Raw genomic sequence first — 25,763 nt, 5'->3', positions numbered from 1 at the left:
CATCGGGTGAAGGTGTCGGCGCCTAGGCGCCGACCACCGCCTGGGTCTGCTCGGCCACGGGCGCCGCCTCGGCCATAGGGTTGTTAGGATGGGTGGTCCAGTTGGCGTACAGGCCGCTGACCGTCTTGCCGGTGCGCAGGTCCACCTCACCGGGGGCCAGATCCCGCATGCTGATGCAGTTTTCCACCGGGCAGATGGAGACGCACAGGTTGCAACCCACGCAGTCTTCCTCCTTCACCTCGAAGTGGCGCAGGCCGTTCTTTTCGGCGGTGATGGCCTGGTGTGAGGTGTCTTCACAGGCGATGTGGCACTTGCCGCACTGGATGCAGCTGTCCTGATCGATCACCGCCTTGGACACGTGGTTGAGGTTCAGGTAACGCCAGTCGGACACGGTAGGCACGGCGCGACCGCGGAAGTCCTCGATGCGGCGAAAACCGTGCTCGTCCATGTAGTTGGACAGGCCGCTTATCATGTCCTGCACTATGCCAAACCCGTGGACCATGACGGCGGTACACACCTGGACCGTGCCGCAACCCAGGGCGATAAACTCGGCAGCATCCCGCCAGGTGGAGACGCCGCCTATGCCGGAGATGGGCAGACCCTGGGTCTGGGGATCCCGCGCAATTTCCGCCACCATGTTGAGGGCGATGGGCTTGACCGCCGGGCCGCAATAGCCGCCGTGGGAGCCCTTGCCGTCGGTGCTGGGACTCATGATCAGGCTGTCCAGATCCACCCCCGTGATGGAGTTGATGGTGTTGATGAGGGAGACGGCATCGGCCCCGCCCTGCCTGGCGGCCCGGGCCGGATAGCGGATGTCGGTGATGTTGGGGGTGAGCTTGACGATCACCGGCAGGCGGCAGTACTGCTTGCACCAGCGGGTCACCATCTCTATGTATTCGGGCACCTGACCCACCGCCGCCCCCATGCCCCGCTCGCTCATGCCGTGGGGACAGCCGAAATTCAGCTCGATGCCGTCGGCACCGGTCTGCTCGACGAGGGGCAGGATAAACTTCCAGGAGTCCTCGTCACAGGGCACCATGATGGAGACCACCAGGGCCCGATCCGGCCAGTTGCGCTTGACCCGGGCGATCTCCTCCAGATTGATGTCCAGGCTGCGATCCGTGATGAGCTCTATGTTGTTCAGGCCGATGATCTTGCGATCCTGGGCGCGCAAGGTGCTGTAGCGCGGCCCGCTGACATTCACCACATGAGGGTCGAGCCCCAGGGTCTTCCACACCACGCCACCCCAGCCCGCCTCGAAGGCGCGCACCACGTTGTACTCCTTGTCGGTGGGCGGCGCCGATGCCAGCCAGAAGGGGTTGGGGCTCTGGATACCGAGAAAGTTACTGGACAGATCAGCCATGGCAGGCCTCCTTGGAAGATGCGGCGCTGGCCGTCAGGGAAGAGGAAGTGCAAGAAACGGCCCCGTCACGCAGGGTCTTGTCGATGGAGAAGGCGGCAAGCTTGCCCAGGCGCACCGCGTCCACGGTGAGATCCAGGCCACCGGCCACGCAGTCACCGCCAGCCCAGACGCCGGCCAGCGAGGTGCGGCCCTGGTCATCCACCGCGATGCGACCGCCTTCCAGCGTGAGACCCGCGCCGGCGGGCTCCGCCAGATAGCGCTGCCCTATGGCCTTGAGCAGCATGTCGGCGGCCAGGGTGAAGGTCTCGCCGGTCTCGACCAGCCGACCGTTTTGCTCGGCGGTCACCGCAAAGCGCATGCCCGTCAGCTGGTCGCCTTCGCTCAGCACCGCCTGGGGCGCCGCCCACAGCCGCACGGCCACGCCATTGTGACGTGCCCAGTCCATCTCCTCCGGTGAGGCTTTGAGTGCCGCCTCGCCACGCCGATACACCAGCGTGACCTCCCTGGCCCCCAGCTTCTTGGCCTGCACGGCGGCATCCACCGCCGTCATGCCACCGCCGATCACCACCACCTGGCGGCCCACCGGCAGTGCGGCCTTGTCGTCCGCCTGACGCAGGGCGGCGATAAAGTCCACCGCCTCGTGGATCCCGGCGAGCAGCGGCTCTGGGATGCCCAGGCTATTGACCCCGGCCAGCCCCAGCCCCAGGAACACGGCATCGAATTCCTGCTGCAGCTGCGCCAGGTGAATATCCCGCCCCAGCATCTGCTCGTTGCGCACCTCAATGCCGCCGATGGAGAGCAGCCAGCGGATCTCGTGCTGGGCAAAGTTGCCCGTGGTCTTGTAGGTGGCCAGGCCATATTCGTTGAGACCGCCCAGCTTGGGCTTGCCGTCAAACAGCACCACCTCGTGACCCAGGCGCGCCAGGCGATGGGCCACGGTCAGGCCCGCCGGCCCCGCCCCCACCACGGCCACCGTCTTGCCGGAGCTGGGGCCCCGGGTGAACAGGGGGGCGCCAGGATCGGCAAAATAGGTGTCGGTGGCATAGCGCTGCAGCTGGCCTATCTCCACCGGCTTGCTCTGCTGGGCCGTGCGCACACAGGCCTGTTCACACAGCTGTTCGGTGGGACAGACCCGGGCACAGATGCCGCCCAGCTCGTTGGCCTCCAGGATCACCTCGGCGGCGCCGCGGATATTCTTCTGGGCGATGCGCTGGATGAATCGGGGGACCTCGATACCCGCGGGGCAGGCCTGGGTGCAGGGGGCGTTGAAGCAGTCGTAGCAACGGTCTGCTTCGATGAGGGCCTGGGATGCGGTGAGCGGCGGATGACTGTCGGCAAAGTTCTGCGCATAGGCCGCCTGGGACAGGCGCCCGGCCAGCAGACCTGGGGCATCCTTGCCGACGGGGCTGGGATTCTTCATGGGGTCGCTCCTTGTGAAACACTGGGCTCAATAACCTGACCGCATGGTTAGGTTTCAAGACCAACAGAAGCGAGGTTCGTGCCAACTTGACCAAATGGTCAGTTATGACTGAAAAACGGCCAGTCCCGGCCCGCCAAGGCGGCTAAGGCCGTACAAAGGGTGGTCATTTTGGGGAATTATGCACCGGCGTTGGGCTAAAAATGCTGCAAGCCGGCGCAAGGGTGGCCGTCAGGCCAGCCCGCAGGTGCGGAAGATCAGGGTGAGCACGTGGCGCTCGGCCCGCTGGCGATCGCTTTGACTCTGCCCGCTGCGCCCCAGCACGGCTCGGATCTGGATGTCGAAATCCGCGTAGCTCTGGGTCAGGGACCAGATGGAGAAGAACAGGTGGGTGCTGTCCAGGGGAGCCACCTTGCCGGCGGCGATCCAGCCGTCCACCACCGCCGCCTTGGTCTGCACCAGCTCCTTGAGCTCGGTCTGCAGCAGACCGCCGATGACGTTTGCCCCCTGCAACAGCTCGTTGGCAAACAGCCGGGAGGCCTCGGGCCGTTCGTAGGTCAGGCGCATCTTCTGCTGTATGTAGCTGGCCAGGGCCTGCTTGGGATCCGCCTCCGGCGTGATGGCGTCCAGGGGGCTGAGCCAGTCATGGAGGATGCGATCCAGCACGTGCAGGTAGAGGTTTTCCTTGTTGCCGAAGTAGTAGTGCAGGTTGGCCTTGGGCAGCTGGGCCTGGTCGGCGATCTGGGCCATGGTGGTGCCCTTGAAACCGCTACGGGAGAAGGCCCGCTCGGCGGCGGCCAGGATCAGCTCCTCGTTGCTGCGGCGGATGCGCCCCTTGCTCTCCTCGTCATCGAGGTGGGGATCCAGCAGGCTGTAGGCGGGGGGTTGGACAGGCAATGCGTCGCTCATGGTGCTCCAAACATCCGGTGAAGAGGAAATAAGCGTGGCGCAATGTACCACCCCAGGACGGCCGGTGGCAGCCATGGGGTGGGCAAAAATGCGATCTCCTGCGGCAGATCAACCCCAGGGGATCGCATGAGGCGGGATCACAGCTTGGCGGCGGCCTCCCACACCCCATGGCTCATGGCGGCATCACCCGGGTCCTGCTTGATGACCGGCGAGCTGCCGCCGCTGAGCAACACCTCTATGGTGCGGCGGTAGGCCGCCGGCTCCAGATAACCCATCTTGGGGGTGTTGGCGCTGGGGATGAGCTTGGCCACGTTCTCCATCTGCCGCTCCTGTACCTCCTGGGTGGCGGCGCCGGAGGCATCCTGCTCCACCACGATTTCGGCGGCTTCCTTGGGATGGCTTACCGCGTAGTTCCAGCCCTGCAGGGTGGCCTTGACGAACTTGGCCATCTTGGCGACGAAGGCAGGATCCTTGAGATCAGAATCCAGCACATAGAGACCGTCCTCCAGGGTGGAGGCGCCCTGATCCTCGTAGGCGAAGGTGATGAGCTCGTCGGCCTTCATGCCGGCGTCGATGAGCTGCCAGTACTCGTTGTAGTTCATGGTGGAGATGCAGTCGGCCTGGCCCTGCAACAGGGGATCCACGTTGAAGCCCTGCTTCAGCACCTTGATATCCACGTCCGGCTTGTAGCCCAGCTTGGCCATCCAGTTGAAGAAGGGATACTCGTTGCCGCCGAACCAGACCCCGAGCGTCTTGCCCTTGAGATCCGCCGGGCTGGCGATGCCGCTGGCCTTCTTGCAGGTGAGCATCATGCCGGATTTGTCATAGATCTGGCTGATGTTAACGAGCGGCACTCCCGCCTCCCGCGCCGCCAGGGCGTCGGGCATCCAGTTGACGATCACATCGGCGGCGTGGCCGGCGATCACCTGCACCGGCGAGATGTCGGTGCCACCGGGTTTGATGGTGACATCCAGCCCGGCGTCTTGGTAGAAGCCCTTCTGCTGGGCCACGTAGTAGCCGGCAAACTGGGCCTGGGGCAGCCACTTGAGCTGCAGGGTCACCTTGTCTGCGGCCAGTGCCTGGACTGAGCCCAGGCCGGCGGCCAGCAGGGTGGCGGCAAGTATGGAGCGATGAAACAGGGTTGGTTTGCTCATGCAGAGTTCCTCATTATGCGCGTTAGTCATCCAGTCCTTGTGAAACCCACGGCGATGCGCCACCTCAGACCTGCCCCCGGATGGAGGGGTGCCAGAAGGTGACGCGACGCTCCAGCCTGACCAGCAGGGCATACAGCGCCGATCCCACCACCGAGGCCACCACGATCGCCGCCCAGACGATGGGCATGTGCATGCGGGCGGCCTCGGCCGAGATACGAAAGCCCAACCCGGCGGTGGGTGAGCCAAAATATTCCGCGACGATGGCGCTGATGAGCGCCAAGGTGGCGTTGACCTTGAGGGCGCTGAAGATGAAGGGCAGCGCCACCGGCAGGCGCAGGGTCAGCAGGGTGACCCTGGGGCTGGCGGCATAGGAGTGCAGCAGCTCCCGCTCCAGCTTGCCGCTGGCCTGCAGGCCCGCCAGGGTGCTCACCAGGGCCGGGAAATAGGTCACCAGCACTATGACCGCCGCCTTGGAGGGCCAGTCAAAGCCGAACCACATCACGGCGATGGGCGCTATGCCCACCAGGGGTATGGTGCTGGTCAGGTTGGCCAGGGGCAGAAAACCGCGCTGCAGGAAGGGAAACCGCTCGATGGCGATGCCGGACAAGACCCCTAAGCCGCTGCCCAGCACATAGCCCACCAGCACAGACTTGAGCACCGTCTGGACGAAGTCCCCCGCCAGCAGGCCGGCGTTGTCCCACAGGGCCGCGGCGATGGCGGCCGGCGTCGGCAGCAGCACCTGGGGCACGGCAAACAGGGTCACCAGCAATTGCCAGAAATAGAGCAGCCAGAGGCCAAACAGGCCGGCCACCAGTCCCTGGGGCAGCCGTTCACTGTGCACCGCCAGCCGCTGCAAGCCCAACTGGGCCAGCAACGCCAGGGCGGCTAGCTGCAGGCCAAAGGCCAGCCGATCCCCCTGCCCCGCCATGGCGGCGACCTGCTCCAGCCCCAACCAGGCCGCCACCAGGCTCAGCGCTACCAGCAAGAGTGCCGGCCGCAGACCGCGGCACGCGAAGAGCCCCTGCAAGGCACCCAGCACCAGCACGGCCACCAGCAACCCTTGGCCTGGGAGCATGGGTTGGGTGAGGCTGAGGCCACACAACATAAGGGCCACCGGCACGCCCAGCACACCGCCCAGGCGCTGCCCTGCCAGGGAGAGCGAAGATGAAAGCTTGGTCATGGGGCGACCCTCCGATTGGTCATGATCAGGCGCTCAGCCAGACCCACCAGACCGGTTAAGGCCACCCCCAGCAGGGAGGCCATCACCAGCGCCGACCAGATCTGTACCGTGTTGCCGTAATAAGAGCCGGTGAGCAGCCGCGATCCCAGGCCCGCCTGGGCCCCGGTGGGTAACTCGGCCACTATGGTGCCCACCAGACCGCTGGCGATGGCCACCCGGCAGGCCGGGAAGAGATAGGGCAAGGACGAGGGCAGCCGCAGCAGCCAGAAGGTATCCAGCCGGCCGGTGCCATAGGTGTGCAGCAGCTCCAGCTCCAGCTTCTGGGGCGCCCGCAGTCCCTGCACCATGGCCACCGTCACCGGAAAGAAGCACAGGTACATGGCGATGACCGCCTTGGGCATCAGGCCCGTGATTCCCAGGCTGCCCAGGATCACCAGCACTATGGGGGCTATGGCCAGCACAGGCACCGTCTGGGAGGCGACGATCCAGGGCAGCAGGGCCTTATCCAGGGTGCGGGAGTGGACGATGCACACCGCCAGCGCCAACCCCAGCAACAGGCCCATGATAAAGCCCGTCAGTGCGGCGCTGGCGGTCACCCAGGTGTGCAGCAGCAGGTTGCGGGGCGAGGTGATGGACCACTTGGTGAGGCTGGTCCAGATGTCGACGAGAATTTGATGGGGCGCCGGTAGCAGCGGCCGCTGCATGTTGAGGGTGGCCTGCAGCAGATCCCCCAGCGACCAGCTGCCATCCTTGGGCAGCACCCGGGCGATGGCACCGCTGGCGTTGAGCCCCACGGTCAGGGCATACCAGAGGATCAGCCCCACCAGCACCACTGTCAGGATGGGCAGCCCCTGTTGGCGAAAGCGCTCAATGATCATGGTGCCCCTCCGCCAGTGCCTCCCGCACCTCCTGGGCCAGGGCCAGGAAGGCCGGGGTATCCCGCAGCTTGAGGGTGCGCTCCCGGGGCAAGGGCGAGTCGATCACCTTGACGATGCGCCCCGGTCGCGGCGACATCACTACGATACGGGTGGAGAGGTAGACGGCCTCCGAGATGGAGTGGGTCACAAACACCAGGGTGCGCTGCTCGGCGCACCAGAGATCCTGCAGCTGCTGGTTGAGGTTGTCCCGGGTGATCTCATCCAGGGCGCCGAAGGGCTCGTCCATCATCAGGATCTTGGGCTTGAAGCCCAGGGCCCGGGCGATGGAGACCCGCTGCTGCATGCCCCCGGAGAGCTGCCAGGGATACTTGCCCTCGAAGCCGGCCAGCCCCACCCGCTTCAGCTGCTCCAGGGCTATCTCCTGGCATTCTGCCGCATTGCGCCCCTGGATCTGCAACGGCAGCATGACGTTCTCCAGCACGGTGCGCCAGGGAAACAGTGCCGGGGCCTGGAACACGTAGCCATAGGCCCCCGCCGCCCGGGCCACCGCCGGCTCCATGTCGTTGACCGTCAGCTGGCCCGAGCTGATGGGTTCCAGATCGGCGATGGTGCGCAGCAAGGTGGTCTTGCCGCAGCCGGAGGGCCCGATGAGGGAGACGAACTCTCCCTGGCGAATGGTGAGATCCACATCGCTCAAGGCATGCACAGGGCGGTCCGCCGCCGGGTAGATGACGTTGACGCCCTTGGCGACGATGGCCGGGCGGGCCAGGCGCGCCTCGGGCTGCGGTGCTGGCGCATCGGCCAGTCGGATCAGGGGTTGGGTCATGACATCCTTGCCTTAATTTCTGACTATTTGGTTAGTTTTCACCAAGCAGCTGCCATGCCAACTTAAAAAACAGGGGCATTCCCCGCCCAGACCCGGCGCGGCGCCGCCTGGCCACGGGTGAACAACAATCCTGGTGCCACGCTTCGGCGCAATCGACCCGAAATGGCGCAAATCTTGACCAGTTGGTCAATGCATGGCGCAGCACCTTGCCGCCACTGACTGGTCGCAATGTAAATATTTTTTACATGATAGGGTTTTCAAAGGGTTGGGACGGGTTCCCTTGGCCGGGCGAAGCACAGATAATGAGCAGAGCAAGTCATTCGAGTCCAAGGAGTGGAACCCATGAAGGCCCTGATCCCATTGGCCCTGGCCAGCCTGCTGGCCATTGAGCCTGCCCATGCCGCCGTGATTTCGGCGCTCAGCGGCGACACCAGTCTGCCGCAAACCCAGATCGATGAATGGTTCTCCCGCTATGCCCAGAGCATCACGGCCGACACCCTGAGCCAGCTGAGTCAGGCCAGCGTGGATTTGGCCAGCGCCGGCCTCAAGGCCACTTCGGACACGGTGCAGGTCACCTACCTGGGCACTGGCGCCGCCCGGGACTCCAATCTGTTTCTGGCCTACAGCGGCAGTGGCAGCTTCGACACCGCCAGCTTCTGGAGCCAGATCTACGCCAGCGGCGGCACCAACAACCTCGACAGCTACAACCCGGTGGACGACAGCAATCAGCTGTTCAGCACCCGCGAAGGCTGCAGCTACGTGGAGGCCAAGGCCGGCAACAGCTGTACCGCCACCCAGGTGGGCATGACCCGGACGATCACCGGCCTGACCGCCGGCGATAACCTGGTGTTTGGCCTGCAGGCCCTGCCGTTGACCTACAATGCCGACGGCATCAGCCTGACCAGCACCAACTACTTCTTCTCCGGCGACGCCAGCACCAACTCAGACAGCCAAGGTTGGGCCGACGGTACCGTGCACACCCGCGTCATCCAGCTGGATGCCGATACCGTGCTGGTGGCCTTCGAGGATACCTGGTCCGGCAGCCAGAGCGATTACGACTACAACGACATGATCTTCATCTTCCAGGGGGTCACCAGCGCCGTGCCCGAGCCGGCCCCCTTGGCCCTGGCCGGTATCGGCCTGCTGCTGTTGCCCTGGTGGAGGCGTCGCAGACCGGGTCGTGCCTGAGTGGCCCCAGATAAAAAGAGTGGCCCCAGATAAAAGAACCGGAGCGCTAGGCTCCGGTTTTTTTATCGCGGCAGGCAAACATCAGCCCTGCTGCAGCGGGCGCCACCAGGCCTCGTTGGCCAGGTACCACTTGATGGTCTTGGCGATGCCGGACTCGAAGGTCTCCTGGGGCACATAGCCCAGCTCGGCGCGGATCTTGTCGGTGCCCACCGCGTAGCGGCGGTCGTGGCCGGCCCGGTCGGTGACGTAGGTGATGAGGCTATGGGCGCTCTCCCCCCGGGCACAGGGTGACGCCGGGAAGCGCTCGGCCAGGGTCGGATCCGCGGCAAACTCACCGTCCACCAGCTCGCACAAGAGGTTGACGATGTCGATGTTCTGCCACTCGTTGACGCCGCCTATGTTGTAGGTCTCCCCCACCACCCCCTTGTCCAGCACCAGCTCGATGCCCCGGCAGTGATCCTCCACAAACAACCAGTCGCGGATCTGCTTGCCGTCGCCGTAGATGGGCAGCGGCTTGGCATCCAGTATGTTGGTCAGGCACAGGGGGATCAGCTTCTCGGGGAAATGGTAGTAGCCGTAGTTGTTGGAGCAGTTGCTGGTGGTCACCTGCAGGCCATAGGTGTGCAGGTAGGCCCGCACCAAGTGGTCGGAGGCCGCCTTGGAGGCGGAATAGGGCGAGTTGGGGGCGTAGGCCGTCTCCTCGGTGAAGGCCGGGTCGGTCAGCGACAGGGTACCGTACACCTCGTCGGTGGAGACATGGTGGAAGCGGTGCGGCAGCGGATTGGCCGGATCGGCCAACCAGACCGCACGGGCGGCTTTGAGCAGGCTGTGGGTGCCGATGATGTTGGTCTCGATAAAGGCATCGGGCCCGCTGATGGAGCGGTCCACGTGGGACTCGGCAGCAAAGTGCACCAGGGTGTCGATGCCCTCCTCCCGCAGCAGCAGCTCCACCAACTCGGTGTTGCAGATGTTGCCCTTCACGAAGCGGAAATTGGGCTTGCCCATCAGGGGTTTGAGCGTCTCTATGTTGCCGGCATAGGTCAGGGCATCCAGCACCACCACACGATCCTGCGGATGCTGACGCAGCCAGTAGTGGGCGAAGTTGGCGCCGATAAAGCCGGCCGCGCCGGTCACCAGTAATTTTCTCATTCTCGTTCCCTCAAATAGCGTCGTCAGAAGGTGACCGCGTCTTTAAACCAGACCCCGTTGGCATCCTTGGCGGACAGGGACGGTTCAGTGCCCGCCACCAGGGGCCAGGCGATGGTCAGGTCCGGATCGTCCCAACGCACCGAGTGCTCGGCGGCCGGGTTGTAATAGTTGGTGCAGCGGTAGACGAACTCGGCCGTCTCGCTGGTCACATAGAAGCCATGGGCGAAGCCTTCCGGCACCCACAGTTGGCGCTTGTTGTCCGCCGACAGCAGCACGCCGACCCATTGGCCGAAGGTGGGCGAGTCCTTGCGCAGGTCCACCGCCACGTCGAACACCTCGCCGGAGACCACCCGCACCAGCTTGCCCTGGGTGTTCTCGGTCTGGTAGTGCAGTCCCCGCAAGATGCCCTGGCGGGACTTGGAGTGGTTGTCCTGGACGAAGCGGCGCTCGCAGACGTTGGCATTGAACCAATCTTCACGCCAGGTCTCCATGAAGAAGCCACGCTCGTCGCCGAAGACCTGGGGTTGCAGAATTTTTACCTCAGGTATATCGGTGTTGATGATGTCCATATCGATGCTCCACGCAATGAGTCACTACAAAATAAAACCCCACCAGGCGGGCCGTTCCGCCAAGCGCGCCCGCCCGCGCCTAACGTGCCGAATTGCGGTAGTGACGCCCGCCAAAGACGGCCCGGACATAATCGGGATACTGAATGTTGGTGGGGATCCCCAGGAGCTTGCGTTTGACATGCCCGACGGACACCTTGGCGAATTTAAGGATGTTGGTCGGGAAGCGCTCATAGAAGCGCAACGTCAGCCCCAGATCGTATGACCGCTCTTTCTTTCTGAAACGCCGCAACGCCTCCGACTCCGCTTCCAGCTTGGAAAGGGAGTGCTCAAATCCCGGGATCAGGCGGATATGGCTGGTGAGCAGGCTGGCACGGATACGCCGGAAAAACGTGGTATCCACGCCATAGAGAAAAAACCGCTCATCGAAGGGCTGGCCATACTGCTGGCGCAGTGTCTCCACCAGTCCCTGGCCCAACACCAGTCCGCTGCCGATGGAGTTGACGACATGGGTGTCATCGAAGACACGCCCAAACTGCGGCCCGCACGGGATGCCGGCACGGGTGGGATAACGAATGGCACCGGCGGCATGAATGAGCGGCACCCCCAGCTCATCGGCTTGAACCCTGGCCACCCCGGACAAGTATTCACGATCTATGCTGGAGTCATGGTCCAGCAGCACATAGCGCTCGGCCGGGAAATTTTGCATAAATTGATCGTAAATGCCCGCCAGCGAAATATTCCCTATGGTTTCCACTATGGCCACCTCCAGGCCTTTCGCCTGAAAAGCCGTGACGTCCCGCTCCGTCAGGCCAGCCGGTCCATTATTCCAGATGACTAATTTGCCACCAGCCAAGTCCACATCGGCCTGCGCGATGGCACGCAAGGTGTTTGAGTCGGCAAGGGTCTTGTTATACAGCACTACCAAGAAGGCCGTATTAAACATTAGTCACCTCCTTGGCCCAACAGCGTGGCAACCGAATCAAAGTGCTGCCGCACCAATTGATTATTCAGCTTGGCTCTTGCGGTCAAGGCCTCGCTGGGTAACGCGCTCAGATCGGCGGCCAACTCACCTATGGTCTGCATATCGTAATTTTGATTGAAGGGGGCGACGCTCCAGTCACCGAGAAAATCATTGAGCTTGACGATCTTCTTGTTCAACCCGAAATGCGGGATCCCATAACTTAATGCCGTGATGGCACCATGCAGGCTGGTGCCAATGTACAGCAGACTGTTTTTAATCAGGAACATGATTTCCCACAGGGTCAATTCGTCTTCAAAAAAGGCCACCTCGGGTATCAATGACTGCAGCTCCCTGAGCAAAAAGGCATCATCATGACCGGCGGCGTAACCTATGGGCAGGAGCATGACCTTACAGCCATTCTTCTGACAAATATCCCGCAGAACCTGTGCTACCGACTGGATATCTTCCGGCATCTTCTGCGGTGAGGCTTGGAAGCAAAAATAACGTTCGTTGCGATAGGTGCGGTACATTTTTTCTGCGTGCTCGGCAAAAAAAGTGTCGTCATAGAGGTCCGAGATGATGTGTACAGAATCCGGCGCCAAGGTGGTGGGGATCCCCGCCAAATGATCCTTGGTGCGATTATCCCGCACCGCCAGGATGGCGGAACGATTGAGCCGCCCGGTTATCTCCTGACGCTTGGCCGGCCCCAGGTCGTTCAGATGCCCCCCCACGGTGTGATAGACGATCTTCAGGCCGGCCGGCAGCTTGTCCGGGTCTGGCACGTAGGGGAAATCCCAGGGGATCGGGCAGCGATGGCGGGCATAGAGATGCAGCAGATCGCGAAAAACCGGCCGGCGATTCAGCTTGGTGAGCAGATCGTTCAGTGTCTTGTTGCGCGGCATGTGTAAAAACAGCGTGCTGTTGGAGGCGCAGAGCACCTCCCCCCCCACCACGATCAGCGCATCCTGGTTTGACAGTGAGGGACACACGTCATCGATGGGAATGGTCTTGGGGGCCTGATAGCGGCTCAAGTCTGAGGCCATGATGGAGCTGTAAACAAACTCCGACTGCGCCACCAGATCAGGATGATATTTCTTCATGTAATCAAGGAAGACGATGGGCATCAGATTATCGCCATAGTTGTATCTGTCATACGCCCCAAACAGGACAATCTTATTTTTTCTCATAATCCCTAACCCTTGACATAACGATGACAACAATCATCAACTGAGGAACGACAGTAAGCAGCGACATCCACTTGATGCTTTGCACGGGATCTTTTATCCAAAAGACCCCGACCGCCAAGCCAGCGCAGGTCAAAATAAAGTTTGAAACGCTGTTCTTAAGAAACTTTTTTTCCAGATTAAAAACCGGGATCAACGCCGTGTGGGGTTTGTTGATGATATTGAAAAACACCCACACCATCACCCATTTGGCATAATCCGCCGAGCCAGACCATTTATCGCCAAACACCAGATCGAACAGATAATCCCCTTGCCACTCCAGAATGACCAGAGGGAGCACAGTAATGAGTGAGAGGGCCAGCACGCTCTTGTTGAGGATCTGACTGACGTGCTGTTTGCCTTTTACCATATCGACCATTTTGGGATACAACACATCTGTGATGGACTTACCCAAGATGGTGGCCGGCAATATGATGACGGTCCGGGCCAAGGCATACAGGCCGGCATCTCCGGCTGAAAAGAAATAGGTCAACACACTGACAGGCAGCAGCAGGTTAAGGTTGCTCAGCAAGTTTTGCGGTGTCCGGAACTTGATGAACTGGGTCTTGGATTTCAATGCGGCATAAAAATTAAGCCGGTTGAATTTGACCGAAAACAGCTGCAGATGAAGGACGGCAACCAGATTGACCAGCGAGTAGCCGATGATGGAGGACCAGATCAGCGAGTTGGCGCTGCTGTCGATATAGCCCAGGGCAATTTTGAGTCCCGCCACTATCAGAGCCTGGATCACGAGCAGGCCGGCACGGATCGAGTAGTATTGCTCCTTGATATACAGATACATGATGCTTTCTTGCAGCGCTATCCCCAGACCAAACAGGGTGGCCATGGCGATGGCATAGGCGGTGGCCTCCGCGCCACTGAGCCACACCACCAGGCTGAGTCCCAGCAGCACCAAGCCGCCTAGGCAGGAGAGCAGCATGGTGCCCTTGGCGAACGCCCGCCCCCGCCCCTTGCCCCGCGTCAGCACCACCGCCATGGGCAGGCTCAGCGACAACAAGGGCATCAGGAAGCCAGCAAAGACGGACACATTTGAAAACACACCAAACTCGGTTGGCGTGTACAACCGCGTGACCCAGGGGGTGGATGCAAACGCGATGATCTGCGCCAGCACACCACCGGCCAACACGGTGAAAATCTTGGCAAGAAGTCCGTTTCTCGGGCCAATCCCTTTCATTTCGATAGCTGCCTTTTCATTGTTGTTATGAGTTATTGCCGTAGACCGGGGCAGCGACACGTCTGTCAGCCGCCGGCGTGGCCCCTCAATACTGCTCGGCCAGCACCTGCATCAGGTAAGCGCCATAGCCACTCTTCATCAAGGGCTTGGCCAGGGCTTCCAGCTGATCCGCATCGATAAAGCCCATGCGATAGGCGGTCTCCTCGGGGGACGCCACCTTCTGGCCCTGGCGCTTCTCCAGCACGCGAATGAAGATGGCAGCATCCAGCAATGAATCATGGGTGCCGGTATCCAGCCAGGCGGCACCGCGGCTCATGCGCTCCACCCGCAACTGGCCACGCTGCAGATAGACGTTGTTCACGTCGGTGATCTCCAGCTCACCCCGTGGAGAGGGTTTGATCTGCTTGGCGATCTCCACCACGTCGTTGTCGTAGAAATAGAGGCCGGTGACGGCATAGTTGGACTTGGGCTTGGCCGGCTTCTCTTCGATGGACACCGCCTGGCCCTGCTTGTCGAACTCCACCACACCGTAGCGTTCCGGATCCTGCACGTAATAGCCGAACACGGTGGCGCCACTGTCCTGACTGGCCGCCTTCTGCAGCATCTGACTCAAGCCGTGACCATGGAAGATGTTGTCCCCCAGGATCAGGCAGACGGGATCCGTACCGATAAATTCCTCACCAATGAGGAAGGCCTGGGCCAGACCATCCGGGCTAGGCTGGATGGCGTACTGGATGCTAAGACCCCATTGGCTGCCATCCCCCAGGATGCGCTGGTAGGTGGCCTGATCGTTCGGCGTGCTGATGATCAGGATCTCGCGGATACCGGCCAGCATCAGGGTGGTCAGCGGATAGTAGATCATCGGTTTGTCATACACGGGCAGCAGCTGCTTGTTGACGCCTATGGTGGCCGGGTGCAGCCGGGTACCGCTGCCGCCGGCCAGGATAATGCCTTTCATCATCGGCTCTCCTCAGGCATACGCCTTGATGTTCTGTAAGGCCCGAGGCCAATCACTGGGCAGGATGCCGAACACCTGCCGGATCTTGCGGCAATCCAGTCGGGAGTTGGCCGGTCGTTTGGCCGGGGTCGGGTAGTCGGCGGTGCCGATCCCCTGTACCGCCGGCTGACGGGCCAAGACCCCCTGCTCAACCGCCACCTGGAAGATGGCGTTGGCAAACCCATGCCAGCTGACATGGGGTTCACCGGCAAAATGGTACAGGCCCCACTGGCTAAAGCCCGGGGCCAGCGCCTGCTGCGCCATCGTCAACAGGGCGGCGGCGATGTCCCCGGCATAGGTGGGGCCACCAAACTGATCCGCCACTATGCCGAGCGAATCCCGGCTGGCGGCCAGTCGCAGCATGGTTTTGACAAAGTTGTTGCCCTGCTCGCCAAACACCCAGGCGGTACGCAGTATGAGGTGACGGGGACAAGCCGCCGCCACCGCCTGCTCGCCGGCCAGCTTGGAGGCGCCATAGACGCCTTGCGGCGCCACGGCATCGCTCTCCACATAGAGGCCCACCTTGTCTCCGGCAAACACGTAGTCGGTGGAGATGTGCAACAGCACGGCACCCACCTGCTGGGCTGCCGCCGCCAGGTTGGCCGGCCCGTCGCGGTTGATGGCAAAGGAGGCCGCCACCTCGCTCTCGGCCTTATCCACGGCGGTGTGCGCCGCGGCATTGATGATGACCTGGGGCCGCCACTGGGCCACCCGCCCATTGACCGCCACGGGATCCGTGATATCCAGCTCCTCACGATCCACCGCCAGGACATCCCAGCCCCGCAGGCTGGCCTGCTGGCGCAATAAGGAGCCAACCTGGCCCCGAGCTCCGGCTATCAATATTCTCAATGTCTCTTCCTCTGGCATGCGGGAGGGGATCTGTCCTGATGAGTGCCGACGGGCTGTCGCCAGTCTGGCGCCTAGGCCAAGGCCAGTACTGGCAGGTTATCCAGTGCCTGGCGCACCAACGCCTGGGCCTGGGCCAGACTATCGGCCTCGGCGTAACATCTGAGCTCAGGCGCATTGCCGGAGGGTCGCAGGTGAACGATGCCCCCCTCCTGCAACGTCAGGCGCAGGCCATCCGTGGTATCAACCCGCACCACCTCGACATCCTGAAAGCCCAGCCGTGCCAACAAGCCGGCAGGATCCCCTTGTCCCTGGGCCAGAATGGCCCGGCTCTGCGCGGTGGGGAAGTCCTTGATGCGGTCGGAATGGGTAAAGCGCTTGGGGAGTGCATTCACCAGGGTCGAGATGCCGCCGGCGCCAGCCGCGGCCAGCACCATCAGAGCCGGCAGCACGGCGTCCCGGGTGGGCAGGGCCGCCAGCGGCTGGCCATGAAGTTCGATATCGCTGCCCAGCAAGAAACCACCATTGGCCTCAAAGCCCGCGATGCGCCGATACGTCTTGGCCAGCTCGGCAAACTCGGCAATCACATAAGGGGAGCCGATCCTGGTCAACGACACCTGCTCGAAGCGGCCGCAGCTGGACACCAGGGTGTTGCAGCTGACCGGCACCGCCAGTGCCTCTATGCACAGGGCAGAAGCGCACAGCAGTCCCAGGATATCCCCCCGCAACCACTCCCCCTGCTCGTCGGCCAGCAGTGGCCGATCACCGTCGCCATCGGTGGAGAAGATGGCATCCAGGTTATGTTCGGCCGACCAGCTTCGCGCCTTAGCCTTGTCCTCTTCCCCCACCGCCTCGGTATCAATGGGTACGAAGGCGTCACTGCGCGCCAGGGAAATCACCTCGGCCCCCAGATCCCGCAGCATGGGCCCATAGAGATCCCGCCCGGCACTGGAGTGCTCGTAGATGCCGATCCGTTTGCCGGCCAGCAGGCCGGCGGGGAACAAGGAGAGGTAGCGCTGGCAATAGCTCTGCGCCGCCTCAGCACGCACAGTCAGGCTGGGCAAGCTTGGCAGGGGATCAAACGCCACGTCGGCGGCGAGGATGGCCAACTCATCGGCCTTGGTGATCTCACCATCGGGCCGGTAGAACTTGAGGCCATTGCGGTCGAAGGGAATATGGCTGCCGGTCACCATGATGCAGGGCATCTTGTCCCGCATGGCCTGATAGGCCAGTGCCGGGGTCGGCACCACACCGTAAAACAGGGGTTCGATCCCGGCCTGCAGCAGGGCCGCCGCACAGGCCTGGGCCATGCCCAGGCTGCTGGGCCGGTTATCGATGGCCAGCGCCATCTGCGGCACTGAACATGCCTGCCGCATCACAGCCACGAAGGCATGGGTAAAGGCGGCACACACCTCCGGCGTGAAGTCCACCACCAGACCCCGGGCCCCGCTGGTCCCAAACGCCACCCCGCCTTGGCGGATCAGCGCCGTACTGTTCAATTGAGTCTTCATTTTAGCAACACCTATCTCTGTCACGCCGCAACAGAGCAGCCCGAGTGCCGCAGCACTCGGCGCTCCCCTGCCCTGTCAACTAGTTGAATTGTGCGATGGACTCGCCCCGCCCTATGGCGTAGTAGGCAAAGCCATCCCGCTTCATCCGTACCGGATCGAACAGGTTGCGACCGTCGAAGATCACCGGTTGCTTGAGAGAGGCCTTGATCACACTCCAATCCGGCGCCTTGAACTGCTGCCATTCGGTGCAGATCACCAGGGCATCCGCCCCCTTGAGCACCGCCTCGCGGGTGCCGGCCAGCTGCAAATCATCCCGCAGACCGTAGATCCGCTGCGCCTCCTGCATGGCTTCGGGATCGTAGGCGTGGACCCTGGCGCCGGCGGCCCACAGGGCTTCCATCAGCACCCGGGAGGAGGCGGCGCGCATGTCGTCGGTATTGGGCTTGAAGGAGAGGCCCCACAAGGCGATGGTCTTGCCCGCCAGATCCCCGGCGAAGTGCCGATGGATAAAATCGAACAGCTTCTGTTTCTGCCGTTCGTTGACGTTCTCCACCGCCTGCAGCAGCTCGGCGGGATACTCCACCGTGCTGGCGGTACGGATCAGCGCCTGCACATCCTTGGGGAAACAGGAACCGCCATAACCGCAGCCGGGGTAGATGAAGTGATAGCCGATCCGCGCATCTGAGCCGATGCCCTTGCGCACCATCTCGATGTCGGCCCCCAGGCGTTCCGCCAGGTTGGACATCTCGTTCATGAAGGAAATCTTGGTGGCCAGCATGCAGTTGGCGGCGTACTTGGTCAGTTCGGCCGAGCGGATGTCCATGAAGATGATCTTTTCATGGTTGCGGTTGAAGGGAGCATACAGCTCCTGCATCGCCTCCTTCACCCAGTCGCTGTCGGTCCCGATGACGATGCGATCCGGCCGCATGCAGTCGTTGACCGCGGCCCCTTCCTTGAGGAACTCGGGATTGGACGCCACGCTGAATTCAAACTGGATGCCCCGTTCGTCCAGCACGCCCTGGATGGCTGCCTTGACCCGGTCGGCGGTGCCCACGGGGACGGTGGACTTGTTGATGACGATCTTCTTGGACTGCATATGGGTCGCGATGGTTTTGGCCACCGCCAGCACGTATTTGAGATCGGCGGAACCATCCTCATCCGGTGGCGTGCCCACGGCGATAAACTGCAGCTCACCATGTTGCACCCCCTCCGCCGCGTCGGTGGTGAAGCGCAGACGGCCGGCATCGTAGTTTTCCTGAACCAGCGGCGTCAGCCCCGGTTCATAGATGGGAATGTTCCCCTTCTTGAGCCCGTCCACCTTGGCGCTGTCCACATCGACGCACATGACGTCGTGGCCGACCGCCGCCAGCACGGCGGCCTGCACCAACCCTACATATCCAATGCCAAATACCGTGACTCTCATCCTAGGCTCATCCTTATATTCATATTGACGAGAAGGTCCCGTCACCCATCACGCAGCGCTGGCCTTACCTGGCATGGCTGCCCTACCGTCCACCACTAAACGCGACCGTACCTGTCCTCAAGACGCACTATATCGTCCTCACCCAGGTAGGTTCCCGATTGCACCTCGATCAGCTCCAGCGGTATCTTGCCGGGATTTTCCAATGAGTGGGTCTGCCCCAAGGGGATATAGGTAGACTGATTCTCCGTGAGCAATGTGACAGCCTCGCCGCAGGTCACCCGTGCCGTGCCCGACACCACAATCCAGTGCTCGGCCCTATGATGATGCATCTGGAGGGAGAGCTTCTCCCCCGGCTTGACGGTGATGTGCTTGACCTGGAAGCGCTGCCCCTTGTCGATGGCATCGAATTTGCCCCATGGCCGATAGACCTCCCGGTGGACATGGTGCTCGCTACGCCCCTGCTGCTTGAGGCGCTCGACGATCTTCTTGACCTCCTGCACCCGCTCCCGCCGGGCCACCAGGGTGGCGTCCTTGGTCTGGATCACCACCAGATCCTCCACCCCCACCAGGCTGACCAGGGCACTCTCGGCATAGACGTAGTTGTTATGGCTGTCGTGGAACATCACGTCCCCCTGCTGCACGTTGCCGTCGGCGCTGCGCGGGCTGATCTCCCACAGGGAAGACCAGGAGCCCACATCGCTCCAGCCGGCATCAAGCGGAACCACCACGGCGGACGCCGTCTTCTCCATCACCGCATAGTCGATGGAGTCCTCCGGACAAGCCAGGAAGGCAGCCTTGTCGACCCGCACAAAGTCCATGTCGCTGCTGGGGTTGCCCAGCGCCCGCTCGCAGGCGGCATAAATGTCGGGGCGGAAGGACTGCAGCTCGGCCAGATAACGGCTGGCCTTGAACAGGAACATGCCGCTGTTCCAGTAATACTCGCCGCACTCCAGATAGTGGCGCGCCGTCGCCAGATCTGGCTTTTCGACAAACTCGGCCACCCTGTAGCCTTGGCCCGCCAGGGCGTCGCCACGCCGGATATAGCCATACCCCGTTTCCGGCGCAGTGGCGACGATACCGAAGGTCACCAGTTGGTCCGCCTCGGCATGGGGGCGCGCCGCCTGCACGGCGGCCACAAAGGCCGCGGGCGAGCGGATCACATGATCCGCCGCCAGCACCAGCAACAAGGCATCCTCGCCTTGGGCCAAGGCGGTCATGGCCGCCAGGGCGATGGCCGGCGCCGTATTGCGCCCCGCCGGCTCCAGAATGATATTGCCCGCCAGCTGATCCATGGCCCTGAGCTGCTCCGCCACCAAGAAGCGGTGTTCCTCGTTGCAGATCAGCAAGGGGGCGCCACAAGCGAGGCCGTCAAGCCGACGCACCGTCTCCTGCAGCATGGTGAACTGGCCCTCCAGGCGCAGAAACTGCTTGGGATACAGCCCCCGGGACAAGGGCCAGAGCCGTGAACCATTGCCACCCGCCATGATGACAGGAAATATTTTCATAACCATCCTCGATTAATAGAACTTCATCGCCTTATGAATATATCCACACACAAAAATCATATCACCCTTAGCCAATCACACCGCACATTGCTAGATCATGGTTAAAACCAATGAGACGCGCCAAATTCCGCCAAGCACTGAAGTACATCCTTGCTCAGTTAAAATGGGACATTCGTCTCATTTTGTCAGCATCCTCAAGTTCGTGCAATATCTAATATCCCATCAAAAACAGGACATTTCACATTTCACATTTCACATTTCAACTGAAACCTTCTGTTTTTCCCTTAGCAAGAAAAAATCCTTTAAGTGTCTATTAAGCCAGGTCTTGAACACGCGACACAATGGCAATTCTATCCATAACGAGAAAAGACCAGGAACAAGGATCGCAAAAAAGATGCCCATCATGTCGTACCCAACCCCAACAAGGTCAAACTGACTCAACATCCAGGCAGCACCATACAACACTGGACAATGGAATAGATAGACACTAAAGCTCACCCTACCAAACCAACGCATTAACTTATTACCAAATAATCCATCTGCAAATTGACTACGAAAACAAAACGCGATAATGAAGAAAAAGACAATTAGAAAGAACCATGATGAATTATAAAATTCATGAGATGCCACACCGCGCAACCCACTGATACCAAACGAGATTGCAACGATCGACATGAGCTGCGCTAGGGTAACCAAAAGCATTGTGGGTGCAAAACGCCATCGAACCTGGTCGAACACAATGGCCGCTAAACATCCTGAAATAAAGAAGTGAAATTTTGATGGCAACAAAATTCCTGGCCACCGCTCTCTGGTGAACCACATAAAGACAACAAGTACAAGAACAAGAACAAGTGGCCAGTACACCTTTACGCGTAACTTATCAGCGGCAAACCAGACTCCCAAGAAAAAAACATAATATTGCACTTCTGGTGGGATCGACCAAAACACCCCCTTACCACCAATGAATAATAGATGTCTCAACATTTCATGTGGCGGCACGCCGGCAGGGAATTCACCATCGACGAAAACGTAAATGGCCACACTCATCAAGATGGCAATCCAATAAGCCGGTGCTATACGGCTAAACCTAGATATCACATATCCGCAAGAAGTCTTAATGTCAAAAGGTTTCCCTAGATACAAATAAGACATTAAGTAGCCGCTTAACAAAAAGAAAATAGCCACCCCGGGGGATCCTAACGCGATGGGGAAAGAAAATATCTTGCTTGAATTAGGAAGATACTCAGCGACGTGGCTAAGAACAACCAGAAGACAAGCAGCTCCTCTAATTCCATCTAGCGCGGGAATAGTTTCAATCTTGTCCTTCGTCATAAAGAATCCTCATGCCCTTCCGAACGATTTGCAGACATCATCAAGCCACTCATGTGCAAGACGACTCCATGCCCGGTGTTTCGTCTCAAGGGGTATCCACCCGCGTATCCAGTCGCAAAACAGGATCACTAATCTGGTGATCCGGTAACTTTGTATCCTCAAACAACTCAGGTGACATGTAACGCTCGGCGACCTGCTGCCAATTAAGCACCGAGATCCCCGCCTGGCGGCCCGCCGCCAAGGCGTCGGTCACGGCCCGGGAGATGGAGTCCTGGTCCCCCGCCTGGTAGGCAAAGCGGTGGCCATGCTGGCCCGCGGCCTGGATAGGGCACACCGCCGGCAGGCCGAAAAATGCATACTGTTGCAACTTGAGCGAGGTATCGGCCAGCGAGGGCGGTATCCCCTCAGGCCGGTAAGGTGCCAGGCCGATGTGCGCATGCTTGACGTAGCGCACCGTCTCGGCAAACGGCATCTCATCGTAGGCGGTGACGTTGGCGGGCCAAGCCGGATCCCGCGGCCGGCCACAACCGATCACGTGAAACTGGATCTCCGGGTGTGCCGTGGCCGCCAGGGTGATGAAGTCGGCATCAAAGAGCATGGAGCCGACGGCGATGGCATTGATGCCACCGGAATAGGGATTCGGCTCCCCCTGGTCGCGCAAGGTCTCGTCGATGCCGTGGGGCACGAAGAAGCGACGACTGCCTGGGGCAAAGTCCTTGACCATGTTGCGCGAATTGACGATCACGTGATCAAACTGCGTGGAGACCCGCACCATCAGCTGTTTGACGTACTCCGCCACGTCGATGGCATCCAGCTCATCCGCCGCCACATACACCAGGCGGGCCTTGGGATTGAGCGCCTTTGCCTTATCGAAAAACACCGGCGCTATGCCACTTTCGAAGAAGATGACATCCGCCTCTTGCATCCACTGCCGCAATAACTTGGGTGCCAATGCCACGTAGAGCCGATAACAGAGCCCTTCCAGCCAGCGCAGCGCCGGCTGGCGCATGTTGAAAGGGTGCAGCCAGGGCTTCCACAGGTAGCAGTCGACCCCCTGATAGTGTTCCTGCCGATTGGCCTTGTCGGCGATCACATGCCGCGGATCCGGGCGCCGACGGGACAACCAGGAGTAGCGGATGGAAAAAAATCGCACCGTCATGGTCTTGGCCAATTTTTCCGCCACAAAGTGACGCCCCGCCTTGCGCGGCGTCCGAAAATCGTGAGCCGATAAAATAAGTACATTCATCTGGCGCCCTCCCTGGGTCCTTAATCAACACGGTAGGCGTTACTGAAACGCCATCTAAGACAGAGGATGAAAAACAGCGCCATCTCAACCGTGTAGCGCCGCAGCAACCGCTTGGGCTCACCACACAGACGATATAGCCACTCCAGATGGAGACGCTGCACCCAATCAGGTGCTCGCTTGACCGAACCGGAAACAAAATCCAGCAAGGCCCCCACGCCCACCAACAGCTTGGCATCGAGGGACTGGCGGTTGGCCAAGATCCACGCCTCCTGACGCGGATTACCCAGGGCAACCAGCACCACATCCGGTGCCACTGCATTGATCCGCGCCAGCAGTCCGGGTAAGTCCGCCATATCATCAAAGCCGTTGGCATGCCCTACGATCTGCAGGCCAAAGCGCGTGGTGAATGCCTCGGCCGCCGCCGCAGCCACGCCTGGGCGCCCGCCCAGCAAAAAGGTGCGGCGACACACCTGGCTGTGCTGCAGAAAATAGGGGGTGAAATCCGTGCCGTTCAGGTTTTCGGTGAACCGGCTGCCGCTCAGCGCCATGGCCACGGCATCCAGCGCGATACCATCGTTGGCGATCACGATATCCGGTTTGACGTAGTCCTGCGCCTCGCCGTGACAATGCTGCAACAGATTGCTGTTGGCATAGAAAAGACATGCCTGCCCGTGACGCAAGGTGTCATCCAGATGCGTCACCAGCTGTTCTTTACGGCCATCGAATATCTCGAAGCCCAAGATCCGTTTGGATTTAATGTTGGTCATCCGGCACTCCGCAGCATCACTGCAAATAGGGAGAAAGCACCGCCATCTGCGGCTTATCTTCGCCATTACTCGGCTGAATGGAGAAGGGATACGAGCCCCACCAGGCGCCCGCCGCCCAATAGCTCCAGCCACGCCACTCCTTGGACTGCATGCTGGTCAGCATGCTGTCCAGCACCTTCAGACAGGCATCGCTGCCGTCGACACCAAACTCGCCCATGATCATCTGCTTATTGTTTTCGGCCGCCCAGTCGGTGACCCGCTGCAGCAGGATCTGCATCTTCTCCACCGTGATGCAGTCGGTCTTGGTCCCCGAGTAGTTGCTATCGGCATATTGGTGGACCTCAAACACCATGCGCCCCAGGGGATCCTCGAGATTGGCAAACAACTCAGCATTGCTGGGATCGGTTGAGGATGATTTGAGCCAGCTATGCGCCCCGGACCAGTTACCCCCCGGCACTATGATGAGTCCAGTGGCGCCGCCGTTACGCAATTGCTTGGCCACCGAGATCGCAATATCGGCCCAGACTTGTCGCGTCACCTTGGCGGGCTCGTTCATTAGCCCATAGGCCCAATATTGGGAATCATCCCCCAACGCCTCATCTATCCGCCGCCAAAAATCATAAAGCAACGCATCCGGATTACTGTAATCCGACAGGGGCAGGGAGAGATATCGGGCATAGTTATGCAAATCTATCCAAATACACATATCGTACTGTTTGGCATAGTCCACTATCTTCCTAAGCTGGGTCATATTGGCAGTATCCAACTCGCCATAGGCCTCGGGTTGATAGCGTTCCCACAATATCGGCAGCCGGATTAAATTGGCCCCCTTCCCTCGGAAGTAATCAAGGGTGGCCGTATCAGGATACGTATAATTAAAGAACATCTTACCTGGCAATTTAGATGCATTGAATTCAGCACCTGCAAGGTTGACACCTTGCAATCGACTGGCTGTTAGACAGTCGGCCGAAGCAAATCCATTAAACCCAAGCAATAACAACAAAGTAAGCAAAATCTTCATTATGGTCGCCTCGCAATGGTTAATAAAAATCAGACTGGATTTAAGGCGGGTGATAACAGCCGCTTTTTTCCGACGATCCATGGTGCGTAATTATTTATACCGATTGCAACAGGGATTAACATAACAATTGAAAGTGCACAGAAAATCACATTTAGTAAAATCGCACCGGTAAAGACATTTAGATCGACGTGAAAAATGTAGACCATAATCCCACGCACAAATGTAAATGCTAGGTTATGTAGACACAAAATCACCAAGGTGTTTTTCCCGACCCATGCAAGGAAACCATTGGATTCAATCAACCTTGATAACGAAATAACCATCAGCACACCGGAGAACGCCCCGACATAAAACAAAGCCACATTGCCATACTCCCAATAATTCATGTCAACCCGACCATTCGACGATGAAACAACAATTGACACAAACAAGCACAAACAGATAACAATGCAGATTAGACTCTTTTTTGATAAGCCATCAAAAATTGATTTTGAAAAATACCCAGCTGAAAAAATTGGCAATGCACACAGCGCTATATTAATACCCCAAGGTAATCTCGGGCCATTAACTGACACCCAAAAAAAACCAAGTGCAGACAAGGCGGCAATGAGAACAACGGCAACCACAGTCCTCTTCAGCATAAATATGAAATAAAATAGAGTCTCAGTAACAAATAGACATGTCAGAAACCATAATGGTGTGTTGTGCTGCATCCAAAAATCAACGCCACTTGAGTAAAAGATGCCTAAAAATGGCTTCAACGGCTCGATGTTATATGTCGCATCAGCACCAAATCTTCTGCCAATCAACACCCAAAATCCGTAAGTGATAATTGAAAAGATAAAATATGGAACCACAATAGAATCAATTTTTTTTCCAAAAAAACTTGTCACCGTTGAATTTCTTTTTATAGAGCAAGTCATCCCGGAAAGAAAAAAGAACAATGGCACATGAAAAGAATAGATAAAGTTAACCATCCTCACCGGGAGGGCAAGATGTCCAAAAACCACTAGAATAATACCAATGGCCTTAGCTATATCAATCCACTCTTTCCTTGTGTTGTTCATAGGCACATCCATCATGTATGGCAAACAAAATTTCAT

Annotated in this window: 23 protein-coding genes; 1 reads left to right on the top strand and 22 read right to left on the bottom strand. The window is 59.8% G+C overall.

The annotated features are described in order from the left end of the window. Positions 1 to 22: 22 nt before the first annotated feature. The 7 genes from preA to ABHF91_RS07735 all read right to left on the bottom strand — a co-directional run bounded on the left by preA (position 23) and on the right by ABHF91_RS07735 (position 7,727). The gene (gene preA, locus ABHF91_RS07765) at positions 23 to 1,363 is read right to left on the bottom strand and encodes an NAD-dependent dihydropyrimidine dehydrogenase subunit PreA (RefSeq protein WP_409422887.1); all 1,341 of its coding nucleotides are present in this window, start codon (positions 1,361 to 1,363) and stop codon (positions 23 to 25) included. After that, positions 1,356 to 2,783: an NAD(P)-dependent oxidoreductase gene (locus ABHF91_RS07760; protein WP_409422886.1), complete on the bottom strand. Its 1,428-nt coding sequence runs from the start codon at positions 2,781 to 2,783 to the stop codon at positions 1,356 to 1,358. Before ABHF91_RS07760 ends, preA begins: the two co-directional genes overlap by 8 nt. A 228-nt stretch (positions 2,784 to 3,011) precedes the next feature. Then, positions 3,012 to 3,689, bottom strand: a complete 678-nt coding sequence (locus ABHF91_RS07755) for a TetR/AcrR family transcriptional regulator (RefSeq protein ID WP_409422885.1) — start codon at positions 3,687 to 3,689, stop codon at positions 3,012 to 3,014. Between the two features lie 137 nt (positions 3,690 to 3,826). Then, positions 3,827 to 4,843: an ABC transporter substrate-binding protein gene (locus ABHF91_RS07750; protein ID WP_409422884.1), complete on the bottom strand. Its 1,017-nt coding sequence runs from the start codon at positions 4,841 to 4,843 to the stop codon at positions 3,827 to 3,829. A 64-nt stretch (positions 4,844 to 4,907) separates the two neighbouring features. Continuing rightward, positions 4,908 to 6,023 (bottom strand): ABC transporter permease, encoded by a 1,116-nt coding sequence (locus ABHF91_RS07745; RefSeq protein WP_409422883.1) that lies wholly within the window; start codon positions 6,021 to 6,023, stop codon positions 4,908 to 4,910. Next, positions 6,020 to 6,901, bottom strand: coding sequence for an ABC transporter permease (locus tag ABHF91_RS07740; RefSeq protein WP_409422882.1), 882 nt, complete (start codon positions 6,899 to 6,901; stop codon positions 6,020 to 6,022). Before ABHF91_RS07740 ends, ABHF91_RS07745 begins: the two co-directional genes overlap by 4 nt. Further along, on the bottom strand, positions 6,891 to 7,727 hold the full coding sequence (locus tag ABHF91_RS07735; protein ID WP_409422881.1) for an ABC transporter ATP-binding protein: 837 nt from the start codon (positions 7,725 to 7,727) through the stop codon (positions 6,891 to 6,893). The genes ABHF91_RS07740 and ABHF91_RS07735 overlap by 11 nt, the downstream gene beginning before the upstream one ends. A gap of 342 nt (positions 7,728 to 8,069) precedes the next feature. Here ABHF91_RS07735 and ABHF91_RS07730 point away from each other — a divergent pair, with 342 nt between their 5' ends. Further along, entirely contained in the window at positions 8,070 to 8,915 is an 846-nt protein-coding gene (locus tag ABHF91_RS07730) for a DUF4114 domain-containing protein (protein ID WP_409422880.1), read from the top strand. Positions 8,916 to 8,996: 81 nt separating this feature from the next. Here the strand turns inward: ABHF91_RS07730 and rfbB are convergent, their stop codons facing one another. The 15 genes from rfbB to ABHF91_RS07655 all read right to left on the bottom strand — a co-directional run bounded on the left by rfbB (position 8,997) and on the right by ABHF91_RS07655 (position 25,763). Beyond that, positions 8,997 to 10,064: a dTDP-glucose 4,6-dehydratase gene (gene rfbB, locus ABHF91_RS07725; RefSeq protein ID WP_409422879.1), complete on the bottom strand. Its 1,068-nt coding sequence runs from the start codon at positions 10,062 to 10,064 to the stop codon at positions 8,997 to 8,999. 23 nt (positions 10,065 to 10,087) lie between these two features. Next, complete coding sequence (rfbC, locus tag ABHF91_RS07720; protein WP_409422878.1) at positions 10,088 to 10,633, bottom strand: dTDP-4-dehydrorhamnose 3,5-epimerase; 546 nt, start codon at positions 10,631 to 10,633, stop codon at positions 10,088 to 10,090. A 79-nt stretch (positions 10,634 to 10,712) separates the two neighbouring features. Continuing rightward, on the bottom strand, positions 10,713 to 11,576 hold the full coding sequence (locus ABHF91_RS07715; RefSeq protein ID WP_409422877.1) for a hypothetical protein: 864 nt from the start codon (positions 11,574 to 11,576) through the stop codon (positions 10,713 to 10,715). Continuing rightward, positions 11,576 to 12,781, bottom strand: a complete 1,206-nt coding sequence (locus ABHF91_RS07710) for a polysaccharide pyruvyl transferase family protein (protein ID WP_409422876.1) — start codon at positions 12,779 to 12,781, stop codon at positions 11,576 to 11,578. Before ABHF91_RS07710 ends, ABHF91_RS07715 begins: the two co-directional genes overlap by 1 nt. Then, positions 12,768 to 14,012 (bottom strand): lipopolysaccharide biosynthesis protein, encoded by a 1,245-nt coding sequence (locus tag ABHF91_RS07705; RefSeq protein WP_409422875.1) that lies wholly within the window; start codon positions 14,010 to 14,012, stop codon positions 12,768 to 12,770. Before ABHF91_RS07705 ends, ABHF91_RS07710 begins: the two co-directional genes overlap by 14 nt. Before the next feature lie 85 nt (positions 14,013 to 14,097). Continuing rightward, positions 14,098 to 14,970, bottom strand: a complete 873-nt coding sequence (rfbA, locus tag ABHF91_RS07700; RefSeq protein ID WP_409422874.1) for a glucose-1-phosphate thymidylyltransferase RfbA — start codon at positions 14,968 to 14,970, stop codon at positions 14,098 to 14,100. Between the two features lie 12 nt (positions 14,971 to 14,982). Beyond that, positions 14,983 to 15,858, bottom strand: a complete 876-nt coding sequence (rfbD, locus tag ABHF91_RS07695) for a dTDP-4-dehydrorhamnose reductase (RefSeq protein WP_409422873.1) — start codon at positions 15,856 to 15,858, stop codon at positions 14,983 to 14,985. A gap of 71 nt (positions 15,859 to 15,929) precedes the next feature. Then, the gene (locus ABHF91_RS07690) at positions 15,930 to 17,366 is read right to left on the bottom strand and encodes a phosphomannomutase (RefSeq protein ID WP_409422872.1); all 1,437 of its coding nucleotides are present in this window, start codon (positions 17,364 to 17,366) and stop codon (positions 15,930 to 15,932) included. A gap of 79 nt (positions 17,367 to 17,445) precedes the next feature. Continuing rightward, entirely contained in the window at positions 17,446 to 18,789 is a 1,344-nt protein-coding gene (locus tag ABHF91_RS07685; protein ID WP_409422871.1) for a UDP-glucose dehydrogenase family protein, read from the bottom strand. 95 nt (positions 18,790 to 18,884) lie between these two features. Next, a complete protein-coding gene (locus ABHF91_RS07680; protein ID WP_409422870.1) occupies positions 18,885 to 20,294 on the bottom strand; it encodes a mannose-1-phosphate guanylyltransferase/mannose-6-phosphate isomerase in 1,410 nt (469 codons plus the stop codon). 252 nt (positions 20,295 to 20,546) lie between these two features. Beyond that, the gene (locus ABHF91_RS07675) at positions 20,547 to 21,626 is read right to left on the bottom strand and encodes an acyltransferase family protein (RefSeq protein WP_409422869.1); all 1,080 of its coding nucleotides are present in this window, start codon (positions 21,624 to 21,626) and stop codon (positions 20,547 to 20,549) included. Between the two features lie 85 nt (positions 21,627 to 21,711). Further along, complete coding sequence (locus ABHF91_RS07670) at positions 21,712 to 22,872, bottom strand: hypothetical protein (RefSeq protein ID WP_409422868.1); 1,161 nt, start codon at positions 22,870 to 22,872, stop codon at positions 21,712 to 21,714. 20 nt (positions 22,873 to 22,892) lie between these two features. Then, entirely contained in the window at positions 22,893 to 23,639 is a 747-nt protein-coding gene (locus ABHF91_RS07665; RefSeq protein ID WP_409422867.1) for a WecB/TagA/CpsF family glycosyltransferase, read from the bottom strand. Positions 23,640 to 23,655: 16 nt separating this feature from the next. Then, a complete protein-coding gene (locus tag ABHF91_RS07660; RefSeq protein WP_409422866.1) occupies positions 23,656 to 24,660 on the bottom strand; it encodes a glycoside hydrolase family 5 protein in 1,005 nt (334 codons plus the stop codon). A gap of 29 nt (positions 24,661 to 24,689) precedes the next feature. Next, positions 24,690 to 25,763, bottom strand: coding sequence for an acyltransferase family protein (locus tag ABHF91_RS07655; protein ID WP_409422865.1), 1,074 nt, complete (start codon positions 25,761 to 25,763; stop codon positions 24,690 to 24,692).

The organism is Pseudaeromonas aegiceratis (genome assembly GCF_046254905.1).
GTDB lineage: Bacteria > Pseudomonadota > Gammaproteobacteria > Enterobacterales > Aeromonadaceae > Pseudaeromonas > Pseudaeromonas aegiceratis.
This window is presented reverse-complemented; position numbering and strand designations above follow the sequence as displayed.